Annotated in this window: 9 protein-coding genes and 1 pseudogene; 6 read left to right on the top strand and 4 right to left on the bottom strand. The window is 56.2% G+C overall.

Annotated features, from left to right (window positions below):
- The first annotated feature begins 392 nt into the window (after window positions 1–392).
- The 5 genes and pseudogenes from ACP7BS_RS04645 to ACP7BS_RS04625 all read left to right on the top strand — a co-directional run.
- Window positions 393–2807: a hypothetical protein gene (locus ACP7BS_RS04645; RefSeq protein ID WP_426236539.1), complete on the top strand. Its 2415-nt coding sequence runs from the start codon at window positions 393–395 to the stop codon at window positions 2805–2807.
- A gap of 9 nt (window positions 2808–2816) precedes the next feature.
- Window positions 2817–4427, top strand: a complete 1611-nt coding sequence (locus ACP7BS_RS04640; protein WP_426236537.1) for a hypothetical protein — start codon at window positions 2817–2819, stop codon at window positions 4425–4427.
- Window positions 4428–4554: 127 nt separating this feature from the next.
- Complete coding sequence (locus ACP7BS_RS04635) at window positions 4555–6942, top strand: hypothetical protein (RefSeq protein ID WP_426237432.1); 2388 nt, start codon at window positions 4555–4557, stop codon at window positions 6940–6942.
- Window positions 6943–6952: 10 nt separating this feature from the next.
- Complete coding sequence (locus tag ACP7BS_RS04630) at window positions 6953–7534, top strand: hypothetical protein (RefSeq protein WP_426236535.1); 582 nt, start codon at window positions 6953–6955, stop codon at window positions 7532–7534.
- Window positions 7535–7728: 194 nt separating this feature from the next.
- Window positions 7729–7959 (top strand): annotated as a pseudogene (locus ACP7BS_RS04625) (RNA ligase family protein); the annotation flags it as partial.
- 188 nt (window positions 7960–8147) lie between these two features.
- Here the strand turns inward: ACP7BS_RS04625 and ACP7BS_RS04620 are convergent.
- From ACP7BS_RS04620 to ACP7BS_RS04605, 4 genes are read right to left on the bottom strand one after another with little or no spacing between them, the layout of a single operon-like run.
- Window positions 8148–9764 carry a non-canonical purine NTP pyrophosphatase gene (locus ACP7BS_RS04620; protein WP_426236533.1) on the bottom strand — a complete coding sequence of 539 codons (1617 nt, stop codon included), beginning with the start codon at window positions 9762–9764 and terminating at the stop codon, window positions 8148–8150.
- Window positions 9758–10690: a beta-ribofuranosylaminobenzene 5'-phosphate synthase family protein gene (locus tag ACP7BS_RS04615; protein ID WP_426236531.1), complete on the bottom strand. Its 933-nt coding sequence runs from the start codon at window positions 10688–10690 to the stop codon at window positions 9758–9760. Before ACP7BS_RS04615 ends, ACP7BS_RS04620 begins: the two co-directional genes overlap by 7 nt.
- Before the next feature lie 34 nt (window positions 10691–10724).
- Entirely contained in the window at window positions 10725–11435 is a 711-nt protein-coding gene (locus ACP7BS_RS04610) for a hypothetical protein (protein ID WP_426236529.1), read from the bottom strand.
- On the bottom strand, window positions 11432–12505 hold the full coding sequence (locus ACP7BS_RS04605) for a DNA adenine methylase (RefSeq protein WP_426236527.1): 1074 nt from the start codon (window positions 12503–12505) through the stop codon (window positions 11432–11434). The genes ACP7BS_RS04610 and ACP7BS_RS04605 overlap by 4 nt, the downstream gene beginning before the upstream one ends.
- Before the next feature lie 405 nt (window positions 12506–12910).
- Between ACP7BS_RS04605 and ACP7BS_RS04600 the strand changes: the two genes are divergently transcribed.
- Window positions 12911–14197 carry a hypothetical protein gene (locus ACP7BS_RS04600; protein ID WP_426236525.1) on the top strand — a complete coding sequence of 429 codons (1287 nt, stop codon included), beginning with the start codon at window positions 12911–12913 and terminating at the stop codon, window positions 14195–14197.
- The last annotated feature ends 87 nt before the right edge of the window (window positions 14198–14284 follow it).

Here is a 14284-nt window from a genome sequence, read left to right as displayed (position 1 = left end):
AGGGGCAAATGCAATTGCAACCATAGACGAAATGCCATTCATTCCGCCTCTGAGGGACAATCCCGTCGTCTCCACCGAAATTTCTCTGTGACGTACCTCTTGCAACCCCGACAAGCCAAGCGCTGATTTGCCCGGGAAGGGGGCCAGAGTGAAAATCGAACGCACACTTGGAAATCAGCCAGAGGCTATGGTCCTTGAAATCAGCTCGATGCCGTAGGCTTCACAACGCCACCACCCAGAATGTCGCGCGGCGGTATACGATCATCACCAACACGATGCACATACGCGCATAGACTTCCCGACTTCGACAAGAAGTTGTATACGACCAGTCGAAGCAAGTTTTGGGAATCGGGGGAGCATTGTCAGAGCATTCATTTTCGCCACGCGACCTATTGGCATCGCACGCCTGGTCGTCGGTTTTCTTCACCACGTATTCTTTGAGCCTCTCTTTCCTGGAAGCCATTCCGCTGGCAGCCGTCAGCAAGAGCTATCGCAATTTCACCGTGGTCACCGATGTCGCGGGATATCGCTCGTCGCTGGCGGATGTGGGAGCGGTGGGCATCGGTCGGGATTACGACCTGGTCGCCGTGAAGTGCGCAACGGGGGTCTTTCATCCGAAAATCGGGCTGTTCGCTGACAAGGACGGCGAGGTTAGAGCCACCGTTGGCTCCGGAAACCTGACATTTGGCGGCTGGGGTTATAACAACGAGGTCCTGGAGGTTCTTCGGCCTGGGCGGGACTCCTCGTGTTTTTCAGGTCTCGCCGACTTGATCGAGGCAATTCAGCGGGAGGCTCGGCCTAACGGGTTTCTCGAATGCCTTCGATCACCTGACCTGCATAGTTACGTATCGCTGGCTCGAAAAGCTTCACTCGTAGCAGGTGCCGGGACAGGCCGTCTGTTGCACACTATGGCTGGTCCGCTGACTTCGCAGATTGCGACGCTCGTTGAGGAACTGGGTGGCGCTGAAGAGCTTACGGTCGTTTCTCCCTTCTTCTCGGCTCACAACGGGGTCGCGGTTCTCGCTGAAGCCATAGGATGCCAGAACGTCCGTGTCGCCGTTCCGCCGCGAGCGCCGTCGGTCTTCGACTTCGCGGCAGCATCGGCCGCCGGTTTGAAAGCCCGCCCCGTATCGTGCGACGAATTCAACGATAGTCGATCCCTGCACTCGAAGGTGTTCGACATCGACTGCCGTCGTGGCCGCCTGATCGTGAGCGGGAGCGCCAACGCGACGGTTCAGGCGCTAGGGAGGGCGAACGTCGAGGCTGTCGTCGCTCGCATCCATGACCGCGACCCGTTGTTCGGCTGGATTCCTGCCAGCGCGCAAAGATGTGAGACCACAGGGGAAGAAGCACCGCAGGAGGAAGAACGCGCCTCGCTTTCCGTGGACTACGACAGCGGCGTGATCCGGGGACGCTTCATGGGAGGCCAGGAATACTCCGGAACCTGGACCGTCGCGTTGGCATGGGGCGCACGCAGGGAGGCAGGGCCAGACGTAGTCGTCGATGATAACGGGAATTTCGCGTTCAGGCCGCCTCCGTCGTTCGACCCGATCAGGGTAGCCTCATCGGTTCAGGTCATCCTGTCTCGAGAGACAGCGGAGATTCGCGGATGGCTCATCCTTCGTGGCTTCATCGACGCGATGAACAAACGCGGTCCCATAGCAAGATCGCTTGGGCGGATGATCGCGGGTCTTGAAACCCTCCGCGACCTCACCGCGATCATAGATTACGTGTCGAAAGACCCACGCGCATTTATCGACGCGGCGGAGCGCACTGGCGGCGGCCGGTCTGACCGCGAACAGTCGGCTGGCCTGAATATCAGTCGCGCGTTCGGTAGCGGCGACGCATTGTTGCTGTCCGAGGGAGGCAACAGGGGATCGGGTGTCGTCAGTAGCGGTGACGAACTGATCGACGCTCTTGTTCGCATGCTCGCCACAACTCTTCCCACCGCCAACGATGACAGCGGAGATGATGCCGACGAGGACGATGTCTCTCCTTCGACCGAGCCTGAGAAGCGAGAGCGTGGGGCCGGCAAGGACGCGAACAACGGCGAGCGGCCGAAACGGGTGAAACCACATGTCATGGAGTTGGCCTTCAACCGCCTGTTCGAGGAGGTCACGCGGGTAGCGCCTGGTCCAGCTCGCGCTCCCGGTTTGTTCCTCATCTTCGACATGATCGCGAAAATCGCTCCACGCAGTTCTCTCGGTGAGGAACTGGTTCCTCGATTGCTAGTCAAATGGCTGCAGACGGCCGCAGGTTCGAGGCCTATCGATGTCGATCTTTCCGGGCTGGACGAATGCGTGGCCGTGACGGTTGCCAAACTCGCTATTGGCGATCCAACCAAGAGCCAGGATATGCACGCTTTCCTTCAGGCGTGGAACGGAGGAGAGGTCCCCGAAGAGTTCGCCGTGTTGGGCGAACCCGTCGCCGGACGGCTCAATGAGGAAGCTATCGCACCGGGGACAACTCAGGCCCAATGGACGGAAATCTGGTGGGCGATCCTCGGAACCAAGACCTCCTGGAACAGAATGAACGATCTCCGGAAGGCCTTGGCCACCAGGGGCGGGCCGTACGTTGCTCCGGCGGGCGCGACATCTGATGAGTCGGCTACGATCGCTAGGTATTCGGCAAGACAAGGGCGGGATAACCGTATCGTCTGGTCGGAAATAAAGTCCGGAGACAAGCCGGGTTGTCCGCGATGCGGCTTCCGCTTCCCAGGGGTCAAGGCAACAAAGTTCAGACGCAACAGGATCGCGACGTGTGAAAACTTCACATGCGGCCGTGTCGTCATAGATGTATCCCTTTAGGAGCGAGCGATGAAACTTGCCGATATAGACAGGATTTTCGACGGAGCGGCTGGCGTTCGGGTCGTTTCCGATCTGGTGGTCGACGAAAGCGGTGTCGATCCCATTGGCCTGAGGCAAATCAACCTCGACCTCATGGATAACGTCGCCCCCGGGATCAATAATGTTACCCAGCACGTGCGATACTATACCTTCGTAGCTTGGGCGGCGTGGAAGGCTTCCAGTCAAGCCGCAGCGGAGGGTGTCGATGATCCTAAGGTCATCAGTGACCTCATGGAGAGATACGAGGCCTACTATGCCTGGTCGCATCTTCTTGACGGCCGGCCGTTCCGGGGAGCCGTCGCGCTGAAACGGACCATCGCGCGAACGCCCGAAGGCCAGGCTTTTCATTTCGAGGGCGAGGTGTGGGAGAAATATAAGCGGACCCGTACCAACATTATGGCCCCGACCGAATACGGTCCCTCCATCAAGGCCCTGCGCTATCTTAGCCTCGAAGAGGGCGTGGTGACGGATCAGGTTATGCCGGCCGTCATGGATTTCGAGGCGCGCGTGCAGACGGTGTTGCCGCCGCATTTGCTCGCCGTCACGCCGCCTTCGGTCAGCGCTTCCGAGATGGCGGATTTCGCAACGGAGCTTTCCGTCGAAGACCCGTCGGACGTGGAGCGGGAGGTCTTTCGCATGATGTTTCACTCGATTGGCTCAGCCGAACTCGCATCACCTGCAATGCGTCGCCGCAAGGGGACCATCGATTATCTGATCGGGGTCCTAAAGGAGATGGGGCCGTCGACACAGGATGAAATTCGCAGGCGTTTCGTCGCGAACAGGCTGCCCGCGAGCCTCGAAGGTGAGTTTGAGGACATCACTCATTCAGCAATCATGCTGGCGTATCTTCAGGCTCGTCAGCTTCAGAGGCTCGCGACGGAGGCGATGCTGCTATGGACAGAGCGCCTTCTTTCAGAGGATAGCGAAGGCGGGCTATCGCGTCCCGTCCCTACTGAGGAGTTGGTCGGGCGAGCTGACGAGGCTGCCGTCAGCCTCGACGATGCCTATGCAAAAGCTGGAACGGTCGGCGACTATCTTAGGTCGATAGAGCTGTCGGGGCATGAACTGGGCTGGCCCTCAAGCGCGGCTAAAGCCGGGACAGCCGTGGTCGACTTGATGGATGCTCTACGAGAGGCGCAACGGAGAGACATCACCCGTGTTCCGGGCCTCGCGGCCCGTAGTCTGGCGGTCGTCAAAGCCGTCAACGATACCCTCTCGCAAATCGAAATTCCTCAGGCCTTGCGGAGGGTCATAGACGGGCGGCCGGACCGATTGCCATTGGACCTTATGTCGAAACGGCTGCAAGCGATCTCGGAAAGACCCCGCGCATCCATGTGGGCTGAAATCATTGAGGCTTGGGTAATAGGGCAACACGTTCATTGGTCGGCCGTACGAGGTGGAGACGGAAAGCAGCGGTTGCGGATCGGTCTCGAGGGAGCTGGCTGGATGAGGGTACGAAAGCGGGCGACCGGACATTTCGTCCCGACGCCGGATCGATTATTTACGATGTTGGCCCTTTCTGTGTCCTGTGGGCTCATTCATCGCATGGATGAAGGTCGGTTCGCCGCACAGGTCGTTTGATATGATGCTAGTGCAAGAACGAGCCTTGTATTCGAGGAAAACCGAACTCAGGCTCAGGCCGTGACCCAAGCCTCGGAAAACATTCGACATGCATCGAGCCGTTCCGGCATGAAGGCTTGGGTGCTTGATGGGGGAAGATTTGTACGTACCGCCATGGACGATACTTGCGGGCCTGGGGGCGCTTAACCGCCGCGAACTCTGCAACCTCATTGCTAGCTTTGAAGCGACGACCTTGCTCTCGATGTCCATGGGCCGGGTCAGCGATATCTTGTCGCGTTTCCAGAAGGATGGTCGGAGTACCGAGACGACTGCCTTTGCCCGCCGTTTGAAGGAAGCCGCGGATGCCTTGGCCGTGTCCGAGGCGTCGGAACGCGCACTGCGAATTCGCCTCTGGGTGAGAATGGCCGAGGCTCTCGACGTCGATGCATTGCTACCCCTGTCTACAAGAAGAGCCAATTCGGTGGGCGCGGGCGTGGCCTTCAAAGCGGCCGCCATCATGGCCATGCCTGTCGCAGACGATGCGGATGACATCCAGAAGACTGCTTTTCAGAAAGTTTTGCGGACTGTAAAGTCTATCAAGGGCCGTCAGCATCATGACTTCGCCTTCCTCGTCGCCGAGCAGGCGCAACTTGTTACCAAGGCGGTGGCCGAAGCGGCTGCTTCAGGGGAGATGTCCGAACAACTCCGGAGCGCTGTTGGCGAACGTATCCGTGATCTTATCCGAAGTCTGCCGCCGGAACTCCGCGACGACGCGATGCGCAATGCTTTGACGGCCGGAGACAGGACCGCATTGGCCGTCCTTGCGACTGGTACGACGGCCTTCTCCATTGGGGTCGGCGTTAACTTGGCAGGCTTCAGCGCATACATTCTAGCCGCCCAGGCCGCGGCCTTCATTCCGTTCATGAGTGGACCTGCGGTCGTGTCGACGCTTTTTATGTTGGCGAACCCTCTGTTCAGCATTCCGGTCATTGTTGGAATTGGTTATCTCGCAAACCGCCACGTGAACGGTGGGCAAGCCGCAAAGCTAGCGGCCATCGTGGCGGTCCAGCTGGCATTGCGAGGCCTGTCAGCCGAACGAGAAGGTTTGGCAGTCACCCTCAATGATTTCAGGGCCGCTACTGAAGCTGATTTCACGTCGCTCCAAGTGAACATCAAGGTTGATACATTGTCGCGTATCGCTAAGGTCACCGAAGCGATGGATGCGGGGTTACCGAATGCCCCTGGCGACCTCAAAGTCTCTACGCTTGTTTCCGACCGTTATGGTGCGCTGCTCGAAGGAGTACTATCGAGGAGCCGGGGAGATGCGGCGGAGGCCGCTGCTGTTGCTGGTCTGACGGCTGGAGACATCGTCTACAACGCCGTATCGATCGACCCCATGGTTGTCGCCGCAGCGGACTTCTCCCGATCCGAAGACATCGGGGACATCTTCCTGTTCGGGGCATTCGCCGACAAGGTGGGATCGATGACCGCTACCGCTGCCGCTGGAGCGGGGAATAACCTTCGCGGATATGTGTCCGAGCAGTTGGTGGCCGCCCGTCTCGCTGAGATGGGCTACCTCGTCAGTTTTCCCGAGACATCCAACAATGCGGGGTTCGACTTACTGGTGGACGGGTTGCCGTTCCAGGTGAAGTGCCTGCAGAGCCTCGACGGGTTGCGAGAGCACTTCGCGAAGTACCCAGATATGCCCGTATATGCGAACTCCGAATTAGCGGAGTCAGTAGTCAACAGCGGAGCGGCCTGGGCGAAGCTGGTGTTCTACGTAGATGGGTTCGATCGCGAGATTGCTGATCTGATCATGAGCACGTCTATGGAGGCGGGCGAGGCTCTCGACGACTTGAACGTGCCGTACTTCGCAATGGCTGTTTCCTCTGCGCGCAACCTCCATCGTGTTTGGCGGGGCCGGATGCCATTGTCCGACCTTCCGTTCTCCGTTGTGATGGATGCCAGTATCAAAGGTGGGCTTTCGGCAGTCGGCGCTCTATCGGGGAAGGCCCTTGGTCTCCTGGCATTCGGGCCTGCGGGCGCTCTTGTATTGGGTGGCGTTGGTGGCGTTAGCGCTTTGGCTGGGGCAGGGTGGTCGCGGGAGCAGGCAACCCGCCTCCTGTCTTCTGAATGGCTCGCCGATCTCGACGCATCTACCGAACGTTTCCGACAGGTGGTCATCACTGCGGTCAGGTCGAAGATCGGAATGCTCCAAGAGAAGCGCGAGCAAGTCCCCGACACATTTCCCGAAATTGGAAACTGGATTGACGCGCGGTTTGCGGATGACATCGTTTCCTTGGGAGAGGTTGCATACGATCTTGAAGCGGTGTGTCCAGCCCTCTCTCAGCCAACGCAGGCGCGCGCGTGCCTCGCCGCCATGGATGTGGCGAAGGTTCACCCGCTCGCTGTCGAGGTCGAGTTGACGGAGCTATTGAGCGTTCTAAGCTCAGAGCCCTTGAAAACGCGGTCGGCCGGGAAAAAGGCCGTACAAGCGTGGACGTCGATGAAAGCGAAGCTACCCTTCCGGGCATAGGTGATTACAGGTGGCAGATTGGAATTTTAGCGGGCTATCTAGTCAGGACCTGGAGGACTTTCAGAAGGCCATAAACGACGGCGACGATTTGCGCTGGCGCTTTGGAGAGCGATCTCTCGATTTCATTTTGCGAAATTACGCGAAACTAGCAGAGGTGGGCCAGCTCGAAGCGTCATGGCTGTCCAGCTATCTTCACACTTCCCACTTTGAGCAGATAGGCTTTGAGAAACTCAAGGCGATCTTCGAAGCTTGCGACCGGATCAAACTACAGGCGCTTTCTGTACCAGTCCGAAAGGGTATCTCAACGGAACGGATTTCACTGTTTCGTGGGTGCGCCGGCCCGGTTCACACTCGCGGGATGTCCTGGACCACGTCTCTCGATAAGCCGATCTATTGCGCCGCATGGCATGCTGAATGGCATTTAAAGCAAGGGACCCCAAACGATGTCGCGGTCTACGCCACCACGGTTCACACCAGCGAGGTTTATTGCAGACTGGATCGTAACGAAGATGAGTTCTTGGTCATCCCCGCCAAGGTGTGGCGCATTGATGTCCCATCGTCGGAGTTCAGCCTTGGTCGAGAACGGCACTGAGTTTAAGCCGTCGAGGTGAGACACGCACCGCACGATCGACCCCGACTCGCCGCCATCGTTAACGGCCACAAGCAGAGCCGAATCCTGGGACTCTTACCGAGGAATTTCTGGTGAAGTAACGCATGCCAAAAACCGCAGTCGGCCCGAAGCTGACGTTGCTGGCTGTCCTGCAGCACGCATGTTATCGCTTCTGAATGAGAAAATATGGCCGCACATTTCATTTGCCAATCTCGCGTGGCGCGACCGCCGATGACAAGGTCATGTCCTCGCTTGATGGGCTGAAGGTGGCTGACCTCGTCGTTACCGAGAAGATGGACGGCGAGAACACAACCATTCATTCCGGCGGCTCGGATGCGCGAAGTCCTGACAGCCGCTATCATCCTTCCCGCGATTGGATAAAAGCGTTTGCCGCCGGGATTTCACCGCCGAACCCAAAGCCGCCGCCGCGGTCAAGTTCCACGTTTTGAGGAGTTCGATATCGCTGGTCTCGTCTTTCGGCGTACGCAAAGTTGACCATGAAAGTCTGACGGGCATCAGCGGGGACCTGTTCAGTCTTAATCGTAGTCTTTTGGCTCAAAGACACCGAGTATCACGAAGTGCTTGGCGCTGAAGATCACTCTTCGACCTTGCGCCCGATAATGTTGCGAAGGGTCTGCACCGCCCGTCCGTACCCGGTGTTCGAAAGACGGAATCTTCGAGTAGGCTTTCCTTCAGATGACGAAATCTCGTAGTAGACGTAGTAGTTCTGGTTGAAGTACCGGCTGACGTTGTCTTTGTGCTTCCTCGAAGTCGGATTGACGATCTGATTGATAATCTTGGCTATTTCTGAGGTTGTAAAATACTCACGCGTCTCGTCGTTGCTCCACCTGCTCAACAACGCCACAAGAATCGCATCCTCAAGCTTGATGCGCGAGAACGTACGAACCCTACCCAGCATTTCTTCAACCGACGAAGACGCTCTCGGGAGCTTGACGACTTCCGCGTCTATTATCGCGAGCAATTCCAGCACGGTCGACATGTTGTTCCACCGTACAGTTCGCAAATCATTCCTGATGTCATCGAGACCCATGCGCCTTTGCTGCTCGTCGCGGGACTGAAAACGTGAGAAATCCTGCACGTCGCCTGGCCTGCTCCGCGCCTTCATTCGCTCGAATCGTTCTTGCTGAGAGGCCTCAATGAACACGACACGGAACCGCTTACCCATCTCCTCCATCCGCGCCAAAGTCCAGTCAACCTCGGCTAGCGACCTGTAACCGGAGATAACGACTCGAGCGCCGATATCCGATTTGAGATATGCTGCGATACCCTCGGCAGCGATCTCGGGTTTCTCCCGAAGGGCCCGCTCCGCGAAGTCTCCTATCGGAAGCGCTCCTTGTGTTCGAACACCATGCCTCAACCGGAAGCTATGCTGCATAAAGTCGCTCGCTTCGACGTGGAGATAATCATATTCGTTTGCTAAGTGCTGGCTCGCCGTCGTCTTCCCTGCGCATGTGAAACCGCAGATTATGTAATTGACTTGATCTGGGAACGAGAAGGACTCTTGGCGGCGCTCGTCGACCAATAGTCCCTTTTCTTTGAAAAACGCGAAAAGCTTGTCAAAAGACTTCTTTCTGAAATCGAATTTCTCGGCTTCGGCGATCGGGAGATTTCCAAGAGCATTCTCGGCACCACTTGGGCGGAACCACTTGTTGAAGGTTTTGTTGTCGAGCCAGGGGTAAACGACATTCGTCTCGAACTTCTGTTCGTGATCAACGATAAAGCCGGACTCCTCTCCCGTGAAAACCAAATAGTCGGTTTCTATTCCCCAGCGCCCCTTGTAGTCCTGTGGGATGTGAAGCACGATATCCGAGCGGACCACCGCTCTTCTGTCTCCACCGGCAACCGCTATCGACGCCTGCAATGCCTGGAACGTAGCGTCCTTCATCCAATACTTGACATCAAGGCCCGGTACGTCAGAGCTTGTACTGCTCAGGGCCTCGATCCGCACGGACGTGTCTTCCAGGATGAAGAAGTGCTGACCCGAAAGGATATGTGCCTTTTTGCTTTGGATAACAGCGCTCTCGTAACTCTGCCGAAGAAGCTCGTCTCGCGAATCCAGCCGCGGCTCATTGTAGCTCGCGTGGTATGTCCTCTCGCGAAACCCATTGATTTTGACGGGTAGTTTTTCCGCCAGATAGCGGGCATGTGCGAGCTTGGTCGCATTCGACGTAAAGAAGGTGATAGTCAGCATTGGTGTTCTACTACCTTCCGACCGAAATTGTTCGGCGTGGTCAATAACACCTCGCAATCCAGTTCCGCCTGCAAATCGTTGATTTCCTGCAAGCGCTCATCGGGCGCGAAAAAGTAGAGGGCGGGGCCAAGGCTGGACATGCCGACGCAATCGGCACCCAGTCGCCTCAGTGAAGATCGGGCACGCTCAAGTGCGCTTCCGTATTGTTCGGCCTCAAGACGTTTCCACTTCGCGCCCTGCATGTCATTGATTGCTGATGTAAACGCCTCGTAGTCCTGCTCCAGGACCGAAGTGAGTACCCCAAATACCGAAGCGTAAGCAGCTTCATAGGAGCTATAAGCGTCGATGGGAGCCGAGCGCGCGAAGAATTCGATTTCTTCCGCCTGCGACTTAGGCTTGCAGGCGCGTGGAATGCAGATTCCGAGAGGCCACCTTGGAAGGACCGTCTGTGTAAGTAATAGTGGAAGGGACATCGCATCGACTTTAGAGGACGGATGGAAGCCCGCTGCCTTCTCGCTTGCGATACCCAGATCGAAGACAAAACCGCCCGAAAAATAGGTTGAGATACCAACTCCCGAGGTACCACCCCGCCCAGAGGCGACCACGACGTCGGCGCTGGTGTAAGTCAGCCCTTCTGATAGGAACGCCCCCTCCAGACATGCAAGGCGTATTGCTGTCCCCGAGCCCATCCCGAAATGCGTCGGCATGTCGCCTTCAAGGGTAATCGCGACATTAGACCGAAAAGAAAGCCGTCCGGAGACGAGTCTGAGCCTCGCCAGAACCGCCTGTCGTTCTGGCTCGCCCATAGGGACCTTACGATTGTCGATCAGGGAGAAATCGTCCGATGGTTCAAAGCTGAGCACGGCGGAAGGCGCAGCAATCGAGAATCCCAGTCCTCCGTTTCGACGTGGGCCTCCTTCATGCATTGATATCAGTCCAATATGGACCCGAGGATAGACTTCAATCCTGAGGGGCACTATTTCCCCACAGATTCTCAAAATACTCGCGGTGCTTGCGTGCAAATGGCTTCGAACCGTCAACATGCACTGCAGGGGCATGCTTGCTGTTGTCGCTGTCAAATATCGGTCCACCGATGAAGTCGCCGTCCACAACGAGAAAACTGAGACGTGCCCAACCGGAAAACCTTCTCAGCTCGAATCGCGGGCCAAATTCCTGTTTCAAGTTGGCTATCTTTTCGGCTTTTGCTGCGAAGCGGCTACGCGCCTCGCCTTTCATGTACTCGTCGTTGGGAATAAGTATCTTGAGCTTCAATCTCCTGTTGGAGCGCATCGCGTCCAACAGGGTGGCGCTGTCCGAAAGCGGATCGAGGAAGTCATCAATAAACCGGGTACACGATGCTCCGGTGACCGAAACAAAATCGGTCGCGTCCGCCAGTAATGGCCGATAGTATGACTGCTCGTGACGGTTATCCAGCAGCGCTTTCACGCCGATCGATTTGTAACGCTCCAGTTCCCTAAACATGTAAACCTGCGGAATCAGAGCCAGACCGTAGAGTACGAGCCCCGTAAAAAGTCCGCTGACAATGCCTGAAAGCCAAGGGCTTTGAACATGGTAGAGCGCGTATCCGGACGCTACGGCAAGGACAATCACCACCCCGAACACGATGAGCCAGACTGGGACGTTCCACGATTCTTTTTCGAAAGTCTTCAAGACGGCACTCCGATGAAAAGCAGCTCTCTCTTCTTCGCCAACCCGAGGGCATGGTGATGTTCAGTCGAATGAACAGAGACTTTTGCGAATTTCAATTCGAAAAAGGCCTGAATTGTCGCATCGTCCGGGTAGGCCCCCTTCACGTACGAAAGCACGACGATTGACCGCCTATGCGTATCGATGACGTCAAATAGGTTTTCCTTGAACGTTTTCCGGCTCGACCAGGCCGAAAAATGAGGAGGCTCGATGAACTTTCGAACCTTGGAATCTTTTAGTATTCCCCCTTCCCAGTCGTCGTATTGGGCTAGTCCCTCAAGAAAATGATACCGGAGCCAGTAATTGTCCCGATTTGCTCGCTCGCTGGTCGATACATAGGGCGGGTCGAGGTAGACGAGATCGTAACCGGGCGCGACTGCGCAAATGTCACCGCGTGGCAAGACCGTCGCGGAACGAAGTCGATCTGGACGATACGATGAGAGCTCGTCGTATGTCTGGAGAATGTGGTCCGGGAAAGACTTCTCCCACGTAGTGAAATTTCCGAACGAGCGCTTGACGTCTTTATTTGTCCTAATGGACAGATTGGCTCGATGGAATAGATTGAATGGCCGCTTTTTCAGGCAGGCCTGGTAAAGCAGGTTTTTCAGAGTTGTCCTTTCCGACATCGAGACATCGGATGAACGCAAGGTCTCCATGAAGCCGTCGATCCATCGATTTTCATCGTCGAGGAAGAAGATCGCTGGAAAATTTCGGCTGACTGTGCCTTCAAGCGGTGCAACCTTCTCGAGAAACTCTTCAACTCGTTCTCTGATGATGAGCTTTTCGTTGGTCAGGGTCGATCTGGCGATGTCCACGTTGAATTGGAAGGCATCACTGTAGGTCACATCCTTCCGCATGGCCCTAAACAGCTGGGATACGCTTCCCGAACCACCAAACGCGTCCAGAACGGTCTCGAATTCGAGCGACTTCACACAATCATAAACCCAGTAGAGTAGCTTGCGTTTGCTTCCATAGTATCTCGTTGCCGGAAACATCTTGATGATTTCGGCAACGGGCTTGATCGCGTAGATCAAATTGTCCCGCTGCAGCTGGCTATCATTGAATTCTTGAAGTTGAGCCCTAGCAATCATCCGGGCACGCTACCAAAAATTCCGGCACCATTGGTCTCCGGATACAGCATAACCACAGGTTTATTTCAAAATCCTACCTTCGCCTTGCATGACTGGGCACATTGGCGGGCAAGATGGGAACCGAGCAGTCGGCTCCGAATGATCTCGCCGCAATACGCGCAGACGAAGAACAGCGACTAGCGCTCTGGTCAATTTACGAACACCTACACGCCGTCTGCGGTGGTTTTGTTCTCCAAGATGGAAAGCAATCGTCCCGACGTTAGCAAAAATCGACCTTGGCCCAGACGCTGCGATGCGTTATCCGACGATCGAACTCGATCCTCGAACTCTCGCAATAGTAGGGCCAGCATGACCACGTTCTCGATCGACCTCGCGGCAGACCGAATAGTGGACGCTCGGACCCGCTCATACTTCGACGAGGTAAGTCGATCGTATGCGAACGGGTGCTACCGAAGCAGCCTCGTGATGCTTTGGACGGTGGTCATCTGCGACTTGGTCTACAAACTGCAGACTCTTCGAGACATGTACGGTGATAAAGGCGCTGGAGCCCTTTTGGACGAGGTCGAGAAAAAGCAAACAGCGAGCCCCAACAATCCCGATTGGGAAAACTATCTTCTCGACGAGGTAGCCAAGCGAACTAAGATGCTCGAAGCATCTGATCACGTCCGGCTTCAGCATCTTCAGAAGCTGCGCCACCTCTCCGCCCATCCTGTGTTAACGGCCGGCGACTTGCTTTTCCAACCCTCAAAAGACGACGTAAGGGCACAAATTCGGATGGCACTTGAAGCATTGCTTCTTAGGCCTCCTCTTTTTTCGAAAAAAATAATCGGGGCATTGATAAACGACATAAGCGTCAATCGCGCGTATTTGATCAGCCGGGACAGGTTGAAATCGTATGTGGAGGCACGGTACCTACCGAATATGCCGACGGCAATCGAACGGGAGCTGTTCAGAACGCTGTGGAAGTTCTGTTTCAAACTCAACAATGCGGACGCTCAAACGAATCGTCAGGTCAATCTGGACATGCTGGCCATCCTGTACGTTCGAAACAGCGGTGAGGTCAGGAAGACGATAGACGACGATCGTGCTTTTTTTAGCAACGTGGGTCCAGACGTGCAGCCTCTTGACTCGTTGATCGGGTTTCTGAACGAGCATGCCGCGTTGCATGCCTCTCTTAACGCAGACGCCCATGTAATGATCGATGCTCGGATCGAGGCGGACATTAACAATCGCGCCAAGGCGAGCTTCAAATCGCCAACTTTCGCCGACCACCTCACCGAATTGGAAGCCCAAGAGTCTAGGGTTCTTGCAAAATTGGAGGAAGTCGTTTGGAAAGACCTTCTGCAAATGGCCAAGTCTGAAGGCTGCCTCCTATTTGTGCAGCGTATCGGTATTAAGGTCTATGTAAACAGTCCGGGCTTCGATGCAGCCGACAGGCGGTTTGCCTGTTTCATTGAGCCTCTCCTCCAGGATTTCGTGGCGGACAACCTCGAAGACTTGCTGGGAGGCATTGAAACGAATTCGCAGACCTATGGGCGTGGTCGAGCGAGTTACGATCATCCCAAGGTCAAAGAGGTCGCGGACACTCACGGAGTGAGCACGGCGAGATACGTCAACTTCTCGCGTTCGCTTTGATCAACCACCGAGCCCGAGCGGCCCGCCTCTTCTGTTCGTCGATGTTGAGCGGATCGTTCCTAACTCGAACGCCCCACTGCCAGAATC

Source organism: Pararhizobium sp. DWP1-1-3, assembly GCF_049896125.1.
GTDB lineage: Bacteria > Pseudomonadota > Alphaproteobacteria > Rhizobiales > Rhizobiaceae > Pararhizobium.
The sequence above is the reverse complement of the archived record's forward strand: the minus strand, read 5'-3'. Positions and strand labels throughout refer to the sequence as shown.